This is a genomic window from Bradyrhizobium sp. 141 (assembly GCF_023074055.1).
Classification (GTDB): Bacteria; Pseudomonadota; Alphaproteobacteria; order Rhizobiales; family Xanthobacteraceae; genus Bradyrhizobium.
This window is the reverse complement of the sequence record NZ_JADPKR010000074.1, coordinates 25,850-41,891: the sequence shown is the minus strand read 5'-3', so window position 1 is coordinate 41,891 and position 16,042 is coordinate 25,850. Positions and strand designations below refer to the sequence as shown.

The window sequence follows — 16,042 nt, the reverse complement described above, 5'->3', positions numbered from 1 at the left end:
GCTGTTCGGGCCCCTTCCGTGACGCAAGAACTCACCCAACTCGACATGAGATAGGCGACCACCAGAGGGGGCATTGGGCTGGTGGATGATGAAAGCATGACTGGTTGCCGGCTCGCGAGCGATGAACAATGTGTCGCCATTCGGGCTCCGATAGAGCTCTCGCCGGTCTGACATATCTCCACCGATCCACCCACGACAATATAAGAGGCGATGGCCGCTTGCGCGAGAGGTTCCGAAAGGCCACCCATTATCTGATCGGGCGCTTGGGAACCTACAAGGACCGCCACGCCGTCGCGCTGGAAAACAGGACAGTCTCACCACCGAACTTTGAACGCTGTGAGAGGCAAACGACCAACGAGGTCGGTTTGGCCGCGAGCGCGCGATGTCCGGTCTGGCCCCGACTACGGTCGTGCTGAACGTCGCCTCCATCTTTCCCTACGGGCCAACAGACGACACCGAAGATGAGCCAAGCGAGGCGGTTGCGAAGATCACCAGCTTTCAATCTGCTCAATGACGGCACGGACTCTCAAGAGAATGCCGGCGTCCTTCCTAACCACAATCGCGATGCTGCCCGGACGAGCAGCATGGGTAAAATCGCGCACAGCCTCGCCTAAGGCAACCATGGCCATCCTGCGGGCTACATCAGCAGTCTGCAGTTCCTGGCCGACCTCGTCGAGAGTGACGCGTTCCGCTTCATGATAATCGAAATGAAAGCGCGGCATGCAGGGCCTAAATCAGTCGCCGCGCCGACGTTCCTAAAAATCCAAGCCGCCTTTGCTGATCTTTCATCCTTCGCGCGGGTTCAGCTCATGAAGATATTCAGGACTGAACTCGGCTACATCGCGCAGTTCCTTTGCGCGGAGCAGAGTCACGGTGTGGTTTTGCCATTCAATGAGGCCCTCACGCCTGAGTTCCTGGATGGTCCTGTTCACGTGAACTACCGAAAGCCCACATGCATCGGCGACATCTTGCTGCGTGAGCGGAAGTCGGAAGCTGCCGTCGTCCGCCAGCCCAACGAATTCCATGCGGGTGGTAAGCTCGCAAAGAAGATGCGCGACTCTACCGAGCGCCTGGCGCGATCCAAGATTCTCAACCCATTCGCGATAGATGGCAGCGTGTATTAGCGTCTCGCGCCAAAAAGCGTGCGTAAGTCCTGGAGATTCCTTCATCATGTCTCGGAGTGCTGAATGGGGCACAGCGGCTATCGTCGAACTGCCCACAGTGCAAAGATCACAATCCGCCACTGGCAAATGCAGGGTAGGCAAATCGGGCATATCTCCAGCTATGTAGAACGAGGATATCTGAGTTCGAGCGTTCACCACTCTTTGCCGAGATAGGAGGCCGCTCATCACGATAATGCAGCTACGAGGTTCGTCGCCCTGGCGCAGCACGTATTCGCCATCTGCCAGCGATTTCACCTTGTATGGCAGGCGCGTGAGCCTGGTCTGATCTTGTTCAGATAGGCCGCCAACCGCCTGTAGGCGCGATATTAGCCTTTGGTGCGGCATTGTATGCTCCCTGTGTGATGCAGGCGGGAGCCCAATGCGTCTCTCAGCCACCGACGCCTATGGACAAGCCGAAGCCGGTGATGCAGGAACAATAAGCTTGCCATGAAAGGGTTGCAATCAAAAGGAAAGCCGCCGGCCTTGGGCTCGGCAACACGCCCGTGATACCTGAACGCCAGGCTTTTGAGGTCAGACGCTACGGTCGATCCGTGCTCTCATAGCGCTTTGCGCCTGTCTGACGCTTGCTTTCGAAGTTCGTGCGAATAAAGCCAACTCTCCCGATCACCGGCCGCAGGCGCGAACCTTTCGACCAAACGAGCCCCGTGCCACAGTTCCATCGGGTGTCCATCGGCCATCTGGCTCACAAGTTGGCGTGCTTCATTGTCACATGCGCAACCCACAAGGTCCCTGGCCGACGATATGACCTTCCAGATCAACCTCATAGGCTCTAAACGAACCTTCGGTCATACGATCCATCAGCTCAATTTGGTTTGAGCCAAGTCGAGCACGCTGTGAAAACTCCGACAATCACAAAGGTTAAGAAGCGTTCGTAGGTACGCTTAGGGGCACACTGCGACCTGCTGAACTGCTCCGGTCTCGTCCGCTCCTGGTGCATCAGCCGACGCGGTTCTCGCGAAGCCCTAAGCGCTCTTGGGCCGCCATCGGGCATGTTGGTGCCGTGCTTGCGCATAGCAGGATCCGAGGTGCGGATACGCGACACACTGATCGCGCGGGCAGTCGTCGTGAGCTTTCGGGGGATTCTCGTGAGCCGCAATGCTCTACCGGTCGCGCTCGCCACTTGTACGGCTTACCGGTGCCCGACCCCTCGTGGCCCGTTTTCACTCTGGACAAGTCGAGGCCGACATATTCAATTTTGCCCACGGCTTCCCGCAGCACCATGACGCCCCAACGCTCAGCATCTCGCTTGCCCCGTACCCTCTGCTTGTCATTCGGCCTGCAATATTGGCTCTGACTCACTTTTGATGCAGTTTGGGGGATGCGGGGCGCTTTGATTGGAGGAGAAGCAACGCCATGCAGCAGGCACTCCACCGCTCCAGTCTGGTGCCGCGTGGGTTTGTTGTAGAGAGTGCGTACTACGAAGGTGATAAGTCCGTTATTAAGATCCGGGCGTCCGGAAGCGTTGGTCTGTGTCCATTGTGCGGAACAGTTTCCCGGCGTGTCCATAGCCGGTATCGGCGACGCGTGACTGATCTTCCGCTTTCGGGGCGGATCGTACAGCTCCTGGTGATCGCCCGCCGCTTCCGCTGCGACGCCGTCCTGTGCGGGCGCCAAATATTTACTGAGCGCTTCGAAGGGGTGCTGGCTCCATCAGCGCGACGCACGGCGAGGCTGGACTCCATTGTCCATCACCTCGGTCTGGCGCTTGGCGGACGACCGGCGGCAGGCTTCGCAAAACGGCTGATGCTGCCGGTGAGCAAGGATACGCTCCTTCGCGTGGTTCGCCGCCGTAGCCGTCCCCCAGCTGACACGCTCAGGGTTATTGGCATTAATGACTGGGCCTGGCGGCGCAATCACCGATACGCGAGCATTATCTGCAACCTGGAAAGGTGCCGGTGGTCACTCTGCTGCCGGATCGTGAACCCGCGACCGCCCAAGCCTGGCTATCTGCTCATCCCACGATCGCGATTGTCGCCCGTGATCGTGGTGGAGGATATGGCGAAGCCACGGCAAAAGCATTGCCGCACGGGGTACAGGTCGCCGATCGTTGGCATCTAATGGAGAACGCCAGTCGGGCCTTCCTCGATGCCGTGCGCAAATCGATGCGCCAGATACGCATCGTCATCGGTGCGACCACGATCGATCCTAAGCTGCTCACGGCCGCTGAGCGCCTCCAGTATGAGGGCTATCTGCGTCGCGAGGAGACCAACGCGGCTATCATGGCTCTCTCGAAGAACGGCATACCTATCAAGCAGATCGCACGTGAGACTGGCCATAGCAGGAAGCTGGTGCGACAGGTGGTCCGCGGCGAACGTCACGACGTCTTCCGAACCAGGCAAAGTCCGTTGGATCCGCACTTGCCATGGCTCGACGATCAATGGGCGTCCGGCTGCCGCAATGGAGCTGAACTTTGGCGCCGCTTAACAGCGCGTGGCTTTCGAGGCTCGCTCCGCGTCATCAGTGAGTGGGCGACCCGCAGGCGAAGAGCCGAAAAGACGGACGCGCAAACCCTTCAGCGGATCCCGTCGGCCAGGACGATCGCGCGTCTCATGACGATCGGGCGGGACTTGCTTACGAAAGCGGAGACCGTCACGGTCGCGGCGCTCGAATCTGGCGCACCAACGCTGGTCGAGGCGCGCGAGATCATCGCTGAATTCCACTTGATGGTCCGGCGCAAGGTTGATGCGGGACTTACCCCATGGATCGAGCGAGCCCGCGCCAGTCTCGTAGCTTCGTTCGCCAATGGCGTCGCCAAGGATGAGGCTGCAGTGCGGGCGGCGATCACTTCACCTTGGTCCAACGGGCAGACTGAGGGTCAGATCACGCGCCTCAAACTCGTCAGACGTCAAATGTACGGTCGCGGGAAAATCGATCTGCTTCAAGCCCGACTAATTGGCGCAGAATAATCGGAGCTGCACCAAAATTGCGTCAGAGCCAATATTGGACGCCGATCCCCGGCTTAGGGGGGCAATATTGCAGGCCGAATGACACCATTGTCCTTGTACCGCTGCTTGCGTTCGCGCAGCAGGTCGATGCCCTGCTCGATCGCCGCGCCCATCGGGATATCGCCTGTCGTCGACAGCGTCGGCGGGTGCCAGAAATCAGGGGTCTGAAAGCCGGAATCAATATTGACTGGACCGAAGGTGACGACCGCGATTTCAATGCGCTTCATCGCCAGCGCATCATTCGCCAACTGGTCCTTCAGCGTCGCGATGCCGCGATTCAATTCCGAAATCGCTCGCCCCCTGCATGGAGTGCGATGTATCCAACAGCAGCAGGCAGGGACACTGCTGCTCTGGATTGGTGGTGAAGTCGTCGCTTCCAAAGCCGACCTGTTCAAAACCTGACATCGATTTCTCTCACTGTTGCGGTGGTGCTAATTGGAGCGGGGGACCGAGTGAATCCGCCCGCATTTTCGGCCGAGGCCGCGGCACGGGAACTTGATGGGGCGAAGATTGAGCGAGCGAACCGGTGGTCTCGCCCGCCGGCGTCGCGAGCAGCAAGGACCCACTGGGGACGGGCTCCGGAAGGCTGACGATGTAGATCAGCCCGAGTACGAACGCGATGATGACGAATGGCGTAGCCGAGTAGTGCCTGCGCGTGGGGAGCGGGTTAGCGATGAGCGCAGCCGGTGCCTGGGGCTGCACGGTTGTAGAATAGGATAGGCCTGACCCGGGAATGCCGGCGGTCAGTCGTGAGGGACCGCTTGAGCCGACGTTGTAGGTGACGCCCTTTCCGCCAAGAGGCTGGAGCGCCTCAATCCGATGTTGAGGCGCACGCCGGGTATCAGCTTTATCGATTTACGAAAGCGCAGCCCCATTTCTCTCCCCTTGGTTGAAATAGTTCACCAAAAGGGCAGGGTTTCCAGCCTCCGTAGGGGTCTGCAGATACGACTTTACGTCGAAAGCAGGATAGTACCCTCGCGCAACTGCTCCGAGCCTCGAAATGCGGGGATTGTCAAAGCAAAGTGCGCAAAACCGCGGCTCCCGGCTTGACGGTCCAAAGTTGTCTGTTCTAATTTTGTTCTCATGCGACCCGATTCTGCTGGCCCATGCCATTTGAAATGACGACAGCAGCTGCCAAAAGCCGGACAGGCACCATGCACGAGATCATCTGTCCCCACTGTGCCAAGGCCTTCAAGGTCGATGAATCCGGCTATGCCGAAATTCTGAAGCAGGTCCGTGACACCGATTTCGCACAGCAACTCCACAAACGGCTCGAATTGGCCGAACGTGACAAGCAGAGCGCTGTTGAATTGGCCAAGGCCCAGGTGAGCAACGATCTGCAGAAGACCACGGCTGCTAAGGACGCCGAAATCCAGGAGTTGAAGTCCAAGCTTGAGGGAAGTGGCGTCGCCCAGAAGCTCGCGGTTACCGAAGCGCTCAGCGCCGTCGAAAAGGAACGTGACAGGCTCGCGAACGCGCTGGCCGAGTCCGAGCGCGAAAAGAAAGCGGCCTCGGAGATTGCTGAAGCGCTTCTGGCCAGCGAGCAGCATAAAATCACTGCTGCCAAGGAAAAAGAAATCCACGAGCTGAAGGCCAAGCTTCAGGCCGTCGAGCTTGAGAAGAAGCTCGCCGTGACCGAAGCGGTCGGCGCGATCGAAAAGGAGCGCGATGAGCTTAAGAACGGCATTAAGCAGGTGCAGCTTGAAAAGCAGCTCTCCGAGCAGTCGCTCAAGGAGAAGTACGAAACCCAGATCAAGGATCGCGACGACGCGATCGAGCGTCTCAAGGACATGAAGGCCCGCCTCTCGACCAAGATGGTCGGCGAGACCCTCGAACAGCACTGCGAAACTGAGTTCAACCGGGTGCGCTCGATGGCCTTTCCGCGGGCGTATTTCGAGAAAGACAATGACGCGCGGACCGGCAGCAAAGGCGATTACATCTTTCGGGACTCGGACGAGGCTGGCACGGAGATCATCTCGATCATGTTCGAGATGAAGAACGAGAGCGATAAGACCGCCACGAAAAGCAAAAACGAAGATTTTCTGAAGGAGCTCGACCGCGATCGCACCGAGAAGGGCTGCGAGTATGCAATTCTGGTCTCACTGCTTGAGCCGGACAACGAACTTTACAATAACGGCATCGTCGATGTCTTCCACCGCTACTCGAAAATGTACGTCATCCGGCCGCAGTTCTTCCTGCCGATGATCACGCTCTTGCGGAATGCGGCCATCAACTCACTAAAGTACAAGACCGAGCTGGCGCTCGTGAAAGCGCAAAATATCGACATCACCCAATTCGAAAGCCAGCTCGAGACGTTCAAGACCGCGTTTTCGAAGAATTACGATCTGGCCTCCCGCCACTTCCAGACGGCGATTGCCGAGATCGACAAGTCCATCGATCATCTGCAAAAGACCAAGGATGCGTTGATTGGCGCGGACCGCAACCTGCGCCTCGCGAACGATAGGGCGCAGGACGTGACGATCAAGAAGTTGACCAGGGGCAATCCAACGATGGCAGCGAAGTTTGCGGAGCTCAAAAGCCATACCACTGAAGCTGCGGAGTAAATCCTAGGCCAGGTCAGGCAGAACATACCGTGACGTAACATGGTGTGATCACATCTACGAGTTAAGGTTCAGCGCCGGAAGGTCGGCGCTCAACCGAAGATATGGCCGACCCAGGCGACGGATTAACGCAAGCGACCGTGCAATTAAAAGGGCTGCGTAGAGATTGCGGGTGACCATTCGATGGTCGCAACGGACCTATTCTTGCACTGATAAGGTTTCTAACAAAAGCTTATCAGTGCTGCGGCTCGATGCTGCGCATAGGGGGCACAAACTGGGCCCCCGCTGACTGCGGGTCACCGCTCCTCCAACCGCGACTGACCAAGTCATTGCGTACTCAAAAATTTTTAGCAGGCAGTCCGAGGTTCGCGTGAATAGCTACGGTGACAAGCTACAGAGCCCGCCGCTGGAGCGGCTCCGAAGGGCAGGGACTCCGCAAGTCATCAAATCGCAAGAATTGACTGAACGCTCTCCCGCGCTTGTCGGCTCTCGGCGCGGTATTTAAAGAAACGGTGAACGTCTCGCAAGGCCACAGGCGACCCTGCACCGAGCTAAGTCGTCATAGTCTTAGCCGCGTCCAGTGTTGCCTAGTTCTCGGAAAATTTGGCCGGTCAACCGCCCGATTCGGTCTCCTTCTCGGCACGTCCGGTCTGGCTTCAACTGCTGAAATGCCGAGCGCGATCCGGATCTTCGACTTAGGGCCAAGAGGCGAATTGCAGCGTGACCAGCGCAGGGATTTCAGCCTAGGCACTGTGTGCACCGGCGCTCTCTTCATCTGTCAACGTGATTGACGGTAATTGCCCGGAATTGCTGTTCCGCGAACTATTGGATGGAATCCTCCGGCAACCAGCCATGATGAATGTGCCTTCGCAAAACTGGTCGTGGTGGTTGAAGTTCGGCGCATGTTTGGCCGGCTGTATTAGCGGCGTCATGGCGCGCGATATGGACTCCCGAGGTGAACCGCGTCGTTGAAATTACCGTCGCCTGCACCTCTTCCATAATGAACCAATGGCCGCCCACAACGCGACCGGCGACGGTGTCGTCATGCTGGTGGGAGCGCAGCCGCGGACGACCGGACTGATAATCTGATCAATCGGGAAAGGCATCTATCCAACAGAGGAGTATCCTATGAAGTTAGCTCAAATATCAGCACTAGTCATTTGTCTGCTCGGCGCGCCGGGAATTTCGTTGGCCGCGGACGCCAAGGGGGACGTGGAGAAGGCTTACGCCGCTTGGGATGCCGCATTCAACAAGCACGACGCGAAAGCCATCGGCGCTTCCTATGTCGCGACGGCAAAATTGATGCCGCCCACACATCAGGTGGCGTCAGGTCCGGCTGAGATCGAGAGTTTCTTTGCCGGGCTGTTCGCGAACGGAGTGACGGGTCACAAGTTGGAGATGATCGACGCCGGCGGAGACCACAAGGTTGTATTCGGCACAGCCAAGTGGAGTGCCACGGGTAAGGACAAGGAGGGCAAGGCGTCGCCCTTGGGTGGTTTGGCAATGCACGTATTCGAACGCCAAGCCGATGGATCGCTCAAATTGAAGCTGCAAACATTCAACTAAAGCGGCCGAAGCTTAATCGGTCCGGTGAGGCGGCGGCCTTACCGGACACCCAAAAGGGCTACTTGTCTCCGCTATAAGACATCTCCGGGTTAGGTCAACAGCGCCGGCTTGGATGGGCCGTGACACTTCCGGTCTGATCAGCAGACCATATCTGAACCAAACCCAACTTCGCCGTTGGGCCACAAGCCGGCAATCAACTCCATGCGGAACTCAGGGGGCTGGGTCCATTAGTCCCGCCGCGAAGTAAAAGGATGTAGCCAGCCGCGCAGGCGATCCAAAGATAGGCTCCCGCGAGTAGCCAGTCTCGATTGTTGATCTTCATGGCTGGGCACGCGGTGGTGGCTCAAACCGCTCTATCTGCTCGTTGCCCCGCCATAACTCGATGGCGTGACCGTCAACAAGTTGTCGGGCGCGCTGGCGTGCGCTGTCCTCATCTTCACAAACGAGGTCGATCCGGCTGGTAATGTGACCGTCTTTGTCAAAGATATATGCTCTGTATTCTTCCACCTTGCGCTCTGGTCTGTGCCGCCGTCCTGACAGACATTTTAGAACGCTTCAAAACTTGGCGTCTAGTCCAGTCCAATTCCCCTCAGGGCTGCCGGTTCGCTGCCTCCAGGCAGCAAGCCCCTGCAGACTGACTGATGAGTACCTGTGTCATCTATCTAGGGCGATGAGGATACAAACCTATTGCTAAGGATGAGCTTGGTTCCGTAGGATAGCTACTGGGGATGTCGCAGCCTCCCCGTTAAGTGGTGATCCCACCCAAGCGCTGCTCGCTTTATTTTGGAGCGAGCACTATGGATGGTCACCTTCTTGTCCCCTTCATTTTGGCAACGTTTCTAGGCGGTTTTGTAAGTGGCTTTTCCGGATTCGCGATGGGTATCGTCGTGTCTGGCATCTGGCTGCACATCATCACGCCCATTCAAGTCGCGGCACTGATCGCAGGCTATGGTCTTCTCACTCAAGGCTATGGCATCGCGAAACTGCGTCACGAACTAAGCTGGCGCACCATTTGGCCGCTTAGCCTGGGAACGGCCGTTGGCATTCCGATCGGGGTGATGCTGTTGACCCGCACCAACCCTAGCCATGTGCGTTTCGGCATCGGCGTGTTGCTCGTCCTCTACGCAACGTACAGTCTCCTACGCCCGCCACTCGGACCGTTCAAAATTTGCCGCTCCGCCGACGTCGCAATAGGTATCGCGAATGGACTGCTTGGAGGTGTCACAGGTCTTGGCGGTATTATCTCAACAATCTCCTGCCAGTTGCGCGGATAGCCGAAAGACAAACAGCGCGCCGTCTTTCAGCCGGTGCTGTTTGCAGCCTTTGTGATCATCTCGATCTCGCAGCTTATCGCAGGATCGTACACGCCCGAAACGATTAAGCTATACGGCATCGGTCTTCCGTTCATGGTCGCTGGCATATGGATCGGCTTTAGGCTGTACGGAACAATCAACGATGAGATGTTCCGAAAGACTGTATTGGTACTGGTCCTAGTAGCTGGCGCCTCGCTGATCGTCTCAGCGGCTGGTTTCTCAAAGTAGGACTTCGCCGCTCACTTCCTTCACGATTATTCGGGACCTCTGTCAAATCGGGTCCGGCGTCGCTCGGCGGCTTCGGCGAGCTTCATCCATTCGCCCGCTAGCAACCATGCTTCGGCGGCGTCTTGGCTGATGGCTTTCTCCGCCTGCTGGCCGCATTCATCCGCCTGCTCCGGAACCGCTTTGCGTCTTCTTCGCTTATAGGCCGAAATGGCCACAACCTTGGTTGTGCGTCCACTCCCTTCAAGGGAGGAGCCTTTGCGCTTTCCCTCAGCGACAGCGAGAGCTCGAGTCCGCTAAGGTCGGCTCCGACGTCGGCCTGAGGCCGGCTGCGATGTCAGCACTGGGCCACTTCCGGCTCATGCAGGGCAGCATCATTCGATCACCTCATCGGCTCGAAGGAGTAACGAGGTCGGCACGCTGAGGCCGAGTGCTTTGGCAGTCTTCATGTTGATCACAAAGTCGAATTTGGTCGGCTGCTCTACGGGCAGATCGGACGGCTTGGTGCCTTTGACGATCTTATCGACGTAGTTGCCTCCACGACGCAATAGATCGAATATATCGGGGCCGTAGACGACCAATCCGCCATCCGCGAATTGTCGGAAGAAATGCATTGCGGGCAGACGATGTTTTGCCGCGAGCGCGATAACTCGCGGAGCTTGGCGAATGATCAGAACGTCGCCCAAGACAATGATTGCATCGGCGTGCTGGGCGGCGGCGGAGGCAAAGGCGATATCAAGGTCCTCGTCGGTAGTCGCCTCAACTATCGGCAGAGCCACTCCTAGCTTCCGAGCTGCGCTTGGTGCTGCAATGGGATTGCCCGGATTGATCAAGAGCGCAATTTTCGTGGCGCCAGGAATCAGTTCCCGGAGGACTTGTATTTGTTTGGCGGTCCAATCTCCCGGCACCCAGCTCGCAAGACCGGGGATGTTACCGGCTGGACGCGAGAGGCTTTGGACGAGGCCAAGCCCCACGGGATCGGCGACCACCACGAAAACAATCGGAACGGCAGCAGTTGCGGATTTAAGGGCGAGGGCTGGTGACGGCCCGAGAGCAATTACCAGATCGGGAATTAGCGCCACCAACTCCGCAGCTAAGGCTGGCATGCGATCCGGGGCTTCGGCAAAGCGATATTCGACGAGCAGGTTCTTCCCCTCGATCCAACCCTTTTCGCGCAAACCGCTGCGCCACGCATCGCGACCCTGAGAATCTAGGAATCCGCCCAAGAAACCGATTCGGCGAGGCGAGCCTCCGGCCCGCAAACGCGGTGGCGAAACGAGTAGCACCGCGGTGTCCGCTATGAACTCCCGCCGCTTCATTCGTTCCTCATCGTAGTTTGAGGACGATGATGCCTAGAGTATCACGTCTCGACGGTCGTGGCTTTCAATGCAGGCACATGCGACGGATGGGCGCAGGACCGCTCTGGGTCGATACTGTTGAAGAAGTAGCCGCCTCTGCTGCGGCGTCGGCGCTGGCCTGATGAACGAAGGGCACCGTCCTCAGCCCAAAACCGCGGCCAATCTCCCGCGCAAACCTAAGCGCCGCGTCGGTATTGCGGCCATAGAAGAACGCTCGATCACAGCTGCGAAAAGATCCCCATTCCAAATAGCGCGATAGCAATGCCTCTAAGCATGGTCGTGGACCGGGTTGAACGATACAGCGAAAGTTCAAAAACGGCCCAGCCGCAGGTTGGGAGAACAGCCGGGGTCGACATTCCCATTCCATGTGCCGTAATCAGCGGTAATCGGCACCCTCCCAGCAAGCCACAAGAAAGCTAATGAACTCTTTCGCCCGCCGCCCCGGGCGCCCCGCGCCATTGAGGCGGGGTCAATGTGAAGCGCAGCTGGACACTCCCCGTCCGCTGCTACGCTGAGCTGCCATCCGATTTCTTGCCTGAGGTCTTGCGCCTCACAATTTGTGCCTTCGCTCCTAACGACCCTCTTGGCGCGCTCGAAGGCGTGGCTTTCGGCTGCATCATCACGAACGGCCAGGGAGCTCTTGCAGATGTGAACGCGAGCGCTGGGGTACACGGTGCATCCGAACAACATCGACATCGCCGCCTCAAGATTGGAGCGATGACTAAACGCCTCTTCATGCCCGATCCGGCTGTCCGGAGTTCACGCAATCCGCGTCGACGGATTGAAATCCAGCAATCGAATGTAGCCGGCGTCTGCACACCGCGGGCGATCTCAATTACGAATTCGCAGCCAACGATATCGAACGGCGCCGCCTCGGCGCCAATGCCGGCGGCGACAGCCACCACACCATCGGCATCACCGTTGGTCCAGCGTGCACGGCGGTCGCTCTATTCCACCGTAATGCTTCTGTTCGGCTCGCAGCCAGAATTCCAGGTCGCGTCCTTCGGGCCGACCGGCTTCCTGCCAAAGCCCAAAAGCCCGCCTCCTGATCTCCTCGTGCAGAGCGACGGCCTGTAATTCATCGAGCTTGCCCTTAATCTCCTTTGCGAAACTTTCCAGGTTCCTCACCGTGGTCCTATCGCCGATTCGGGCGATTGCGCGACTAGCCAGGTCGACCTGATGTTGCAGCCTTAGAAGTTCAGCGCGGTAGTCCATAACGTCGCTCCAACTGGCTATATGACGTTGGAGCGCAAGGAATGTTCGATCGAGGCGCGGGGGGGGGGGCGCGACGGGCCGGGGCTACCAAGGTCCTCGCGCCGATAGCGGTGGCCCGAACGAACAGGCTTATTGCGGGAGGTTTCCTCCGCGCAGCCGCTCTGGGGTGGGGCGGCGCTTCCAACATCGCCCGATCATTCTGCCGCTCGCAGACTCCGCTCTGTGGGCTCATAGCGCTCCCCGTGCTTCACCAGCCAGCCACCTTCAACCATCTTCCGCGCCAATGTTGTCCAGCATGTCGGCTGGCAGCCGCCCGGGGTGATAGACGCGGCCTCCGCGCTGCACCAAAAAGCCGCAGATGCGGGCCAGCCGTACGGCTTGAGCATGCCGGAGTGAGAACGATGGAGCTGGTCATGGCTTCCCCAGCACCGGCACCAAGGAACGTTCCGGAGCGTAGCCTTTTGGAACGAGTACTTTTGCCGCCGGTGCGCGCTGGTAGACCTGCTCCACGCCGTTGTGATGAGCATTGAGGAAGCCGTGTGAAGTAGTTCACAAGCGGCAGGTATCACCAAGCGTAGCGTGCGCGCTTCAACTGAGGGACGCACCATGAAGTTCAATTGGAAACCCTCTCGAATGCTGGCTCTGACGGCAGTTCTTCTGGTGGCGGCCGGTACCACTATGGCAATCGGTACTCCTCGCGGAGTCTTTGAACCAATGTTAGGACCCGATTGGCAATGCAGCCGAACTCTGCTGGTCGTGACGGCTTGTACTTACTCGACCGTCAGACCGGAATAGCGCGCGGTGCGACGGGCGATCGCGGAAGATCGCCGAACTCGGATGCGGCGTAGTCTCTGCCTTCCGGGTGACAATGTGGACCTCGTAGTTCGCGTGCCTTCTCGAGGGCCGCTTCGGCGGTCTTCCTGCGGTGTGCAAGCTCTCCGTGTCTGCATATCCTTTGACGATGAAACTCATTTTCTCTTCTTTTTCTTCTTCTTCTCTTTCTTCAAGGTGGCGGCCTGGGCCCGGAATGCCTCAGCCAATGTTTTCATCTGATCCGCGACAAAGACGTCAGCCGTGCGGGCGGCCACCTTTTCGGCCGCCGCTGCCTGCTCGCGAATGTCCTTCACAGCTCCCATGGCGGATCAATTTCGCGACTACAGGGTTGTTCCCGCTCAAGGTCCAATTCTAGTGCTGCCCCGTGTTCACGTTCTAATGGCCTAACTTGGACAGGGCCTGTTTCCGATCCCAGTGGCCAGTTCGAAATCGGGGGGGTGAATTGGTAATTAGGCCGGTTCCTCTTTGAGCGGCGCGCTAGCCACGGTACCCGACTTGCGGTCGGTCTGACGACCTATAGCGACCTACAGCTACCCGCCTTCTACACCGCAACACCGTCGCAATGAGCTAGAGCGGTAAGGCTTACTGCATGAAAAAGGCGGCGGCGAATCAAAGAGGACGAACCAAAAGAGAAGCCGTCGCGCACAGAGCGAGCCCGCCAGGTCGCTGAGGAATACGCCAACGACAATGCGATCTACAACAAGGCCGCAAGCTGAATTAAGGTCGCCTTCAGTTGGCGGCCTCATGCGCGCTGTTCACGCTGGCGGGCCGATCAGCTCATACCCACAGGCGACGCCTTCGGAATCGTTCTCATCAACCTTCAGCTCCTCGCCCTGATCGTAAATCCAGACCGTTATAGCTCACGCTCCATCGCCGGATGGCTCCGGTTCTTCACCTTGACCCAATGCTTCTGCCGGCCCCAAGGTAAAGCCGCTCGCGGTGTTTGGAAACCAGACCCTCCAGACCCATACGGCAGGCCGCTCGAAACAGCCGATCTCGCCGCGCTCGAAAGAGGCCACGGTGATCCGTCTGGCCGGCGAGCCAGTAGCTGCTCCAGGTAGGTTCTTGCGCATATCGAGGGGCAAAGGCCGCAGGTCGTCGTGGCCCACGGGAGAATATCGAAGGCGTAGAGCTGAACTTCGTGGTCATGCTTGCGAGAGTGCAGGCATTGAAATCAGAGATGCCGTCGACGCCCAAGTTCACGGCTTCGCCATCGATAACGAAGTGCTTCTGGCGATTCTTCAGCGCGGCCTCGGCGATCCAGGGATAGCGCATTGTCCAATCAGTGCCGTTGCGAGACAGCAGGCGCACGCGGTCATTCTCCCCGAATAGCATTCGATGGCCGTCGTGCTTCACTTCATGAATCCAGTCCGGCCCGTCCGAGACCTGCTTGCCGGGGTGGCCAGGCAGAGCTCGTACGCCATTCGCATCGTGGGGAGATAGGCGCTTGCCGAGGATTTTACGAATTTGGAACCCGGCTCTGGCGACGCCTTGAGGCGAGTCTGCGTCGTGAATCGAACAGTCAGGAGGGCTGCGCTAAGGCTATTCTATACTTGGGATACGATTTCTGATTGGGAGATACCAACTTGGCGATAGGTAAAGTGAAGTGGTTTAACGCTACCAAAGGCTACGGCTTTATTGCTCCTGATGATGGTGGCCCAGACGTCTTCGTGCACATCAGGGCGGTCGAGAAAGCCGGCTACACGGGCTTGGCCGAGGGCGCGCATGTTAGCTACGAGGTGAGGGCCGGGAGCTCCGGTAAGATGTCCGCGGAAAACCTCCGGATTGGCTGACCCGCAGGTATCGAACCCTAGCGGCCCGGAGCGCGCCGTATTTCGCAGTGCTCTAGCCGCTCGTAACCCTTCTGAATCTGGTGTTGTGAGAGCCAGAGCTCGAACAGGAGCAGCGAACTCGCGAGTGCACCTGAGCCAAAGATGAACCTCATCATAGGGGGAAATGCGTTGTTTGTTCCTGTTCGAGCTGTCGTTCTATCGCCCGTGCGCTCTCGTAGCCGCCAGTCAGCGCGGCTGCAAAAACCAGGAATGTCCAGGCGCTAATCTCTTTTGGCTTGCGTCTCATGAGCCAGCAATCCGCTACGGTCGCGAGGCCGCACAGCAAACTCCTGGTGCGGCAGCAGCGCGTAAGAGGCGACCGACGCCGACCAGCCGTGTGGATTGCGATCGCCGGAGAGGGTCATCAATTGCTCGAGCACGCGGACCGACAGCCAGGCCTTTTCAAGACGCACGCGCGCTGCTCGCGCTGGCGGGACTATATTAGCCTTGATCAACTAACTCCACGCCGATCCGGTTACCCCTTGACCAAATCAGGTAGCACTGCCGGATCACGCGGCTGCGACATCAAAGTAGATCGCGGCTTCATGTAGCGGCTCTCGGGCAGTTCGATAGCAGCGCCATGATCCGAGATGTTCCGCACCCGACAGCGAAGGCTTGATCCGCCACCTGAATGTACGCAACCTCCCAACCTCGGTGCGCTCCTGTCTGCGACGATCGATCGTCATCACTTCACCAGCGTTTCGCGTCGGGCTCTCTTCGAAGCTTTGCCGCGATTGATGAATTGAACGCCAACGAACTCTCCGTTGACCCAGGAGAGTTCGCAGTGTCGGTAGGCTAATCCGATTGGCGAGAGTACGAGGAAAAATTCCTTCTGGCCGGTATCTGTCACGGCACCATCAATCACCAGCTTGGCCCCCAATTCGGAAACATCGTGAATTTTGCAGGCGCGCTGCCATGTGCCGTCGATGGCCATCAACCGTGCTTCGATTGGACTTTCGAAAACGACGCGCCTGGATCCTTTCCGCCTCACTCATGAACCGCCCGGCGT

At 58.3% G+C, this 16,042-nt stretch carries 14 protein-coding genes and 1 pseudogene; 5 read left to right on the top strand and 10 right to left on the bottom strand.

Going from position 1 to position 16,042, the window contains the following annotated elements:
* Positions 1-488 precede the first annotated feature (488 nt).
* Both IVA81_RS20050 and IVA81_RS20045 read right to left on the bottom strand, forming a co-directional pair.
* Positions 489-722, bottom strand: a complete 234-nt coding sequence (locus IVA81_RS20050) for a hypothetical protein (protein WP_247321153.1) — start codon at positions 720-722, stop codon at positions 489-491.
* 63 nt (positions 723-785) lie between these two features.
* A complete protein-coding gene (locus tag IVA81_RS20045; protein ID WP_247321151.1) occupies positions 786-1,508 on the bottom strand; it encodes a Crp/Fnr family transcriptional regulator in 723 nt (240 codons plus the stop codon).
* A 1,029-nt stretch (positions 1,509-2,537) separates the two neighbouring features.
* On the opposite strand from IVA81_RS20045, the pseudogene IVA81_RS20040 reads away from it, so the two are divergent.
* Positions 2,538-4,090: pseudogene (locus IVA81_RS20040) on the top strand (ISL3 family transposase).
* A 53-nt stretch (positions 4,091-4,143) separates the two neighbouring features.
* On the opposite strand, the gene IVA81_RS20035 reads toward IVA81_RS20040, so the two are convergent.
* Together IVA81_RS20035 and IVA81_RS20030 are read right to left on the bottom strand one after the other, a co-directional pair.
* Positions 4,144-4,410 (bottom strand): hypothetical protein, encoded by a 267-nt coding sequence (locus tag IVA81_RS20035; RefSeq protein WP_247321149.1) that lies wholly within the window; start codon positions 4,408-4,410, stop codon positions 4,144-4,146.
* Entirely contained in the window at positions 4,367-4,534 is a 168-nt protein-coding gene (locus IVA81_RS20030; protein WP_247321147.1) for a hypothetical protein, read from the bottom strand. The genes IVA81_RS20035 and IVA81_RS20030 overlap by 44 nt, the downstream gene beginning before the upstream one ends.
* Before the next feature lie 749 nt (positions 4,535-5,283).
* Between IVA81_RS20030 and IVA81_RS20025 the strand changes: the two genes are divergently transcribed.
* From IVA81_RS20025 to IVA81_RS20015, 3 genes are all read left to right on the top strand, one after another.
* On the top strand, positions 5,284-6,693 hold the full coding sequence (locus IVA81_RS20025) for a DUF2130 domain-containing protein (RefSeq protein WP_247321145.1): 1,410 nt from the start codon (positions 5,284-5,286) through the stop codon (positions 6,691-6,693).
* A 1,125-nt stretch (positions 6,694-7,818) separates the two neighbouring features.
* Positions 7,819-8,256 carry a nuclear transport factor 2 family protein gene (locus IVA81_RS20020; protein ID WP_247321143.1) on the top strand — a complete coding sequence of 146 codons (438 nt, stop codon included), beginning with the start codon at positions 7,819-7,821 and terminating at the stop codon, positions 8,254-8,256.
* A gap of 797 nt (positions 8,257-9,053) precedes the next feature.
* Positions 9,054-9,530 (top strand): sulfite exporter TauE/SafE family protein, encoded by a 477-nt coding sequence (locus IVA81_RS20015; protein ID WP_247321141.1) that lies wholly within the window; start codon positions 9,054-9,056, stop codon positions 9,528-9,530.
* A 638-nt stretch (positions 9,531-10,168) separates the two neighbouring features.
* Here the strand turns inward: IVA81_RS20015 and IVA81_RS20010 are convergent.
* The 4 genes from IVA81_RS20010 to IVA81_RS19995 form a co-directional block, all read right to left on the bottom strand.
* Entirely contained in the window at positions 10,169-10,972 is an 804-nt protein-coding gene (locus IVA81_RS20010) for an ABC transporter substrate-binding protein (RefSeq protein WP_247321140.1), read from the bottom strand.
* Positions 10,973-12,067: 1,095 nt separating this feature from the next.
* Complete coding sequence (locus tag IVA81_RS20005) at positions 12,068-12,367, bottom strand: DUF2934 domain-containing protein (RefSeq protein WP_247321138.1); 300 nt, start codon at positions 12,365-12,367, stop codon at positions 12,068-12,070.
* A 968-nt stretch (positions 12,368-13,335) separates the two neighbouring features.
* Entirely contained in the window at positions 13,336-13,503 is a 168-nt protein-coding gene (locus IVA81_RS20000; RefSeq protein ID WP_247321137.1) for a hypothetical protein, read from the bottom strand.
* A 589-nt stretch (positions 13,504-14,092) separates the two neighbouring features.
* Positions 14,093-14,557, bottom strand: a complete 465-nt coding sequence (locus IVA81_RS19995) for a DNA ligase (protein ID WP_247321135.1) — start codon at positions 14,555-14,557, stop codon at positions 14,093-14,095.
* Between the two features lie 230 nt (positions 14,558-14,787).
* Here IVA81_RS19995 and IVA81_RS19990 point away from each other — a divergent pair, with 230 nt between their 5' ends.
* Complete coding sequence (locus IVA81_RS19990; protein WP_247321172.1) at positions 14,788-14,994, top strand: cold-shock protein; 207 nt, start codon at positions 14,788-14,790, stop codon at positions 14,992-14,994.
* Positions 14,995-15,254: 260 nt separating this feature from the next.
* Here IVA81_RS19990 and IVA81_RS19985 read toward each other — a convergent pair whose 3' ends face one another.
* Both IVA81_RS19985 and IVA81_RS19980 read right to left on the bottom strand, forming a co-directional pair.
* The gene (locus IVA81_RS19985) at positions 15,255-15,446 is read right to left on the bottom strand and encodes a hypothetical protein (protein ID WP_247321133.1); all 192 of its coding nucleotides are present in this window, start codon (positions 15,444-15,446) and stop codon (positions 15,255-15,257) included.
* A 272-nt stretch (positions 15,447-15,718) separates the two neighbouring features.
* Positions 15,719-15,967, bottom strand: a complete 249-nt coding sequence (locus tag IVA81_RS19980) for a PilZ domain-containing protein (RefSeq protein ID WP_247321132.1) — start codon at positions 15,965-15,967, stop codon at positions 15,719-15,721.
* Positions 15,968-16,042: the final 75 nt, after the last annotated feature.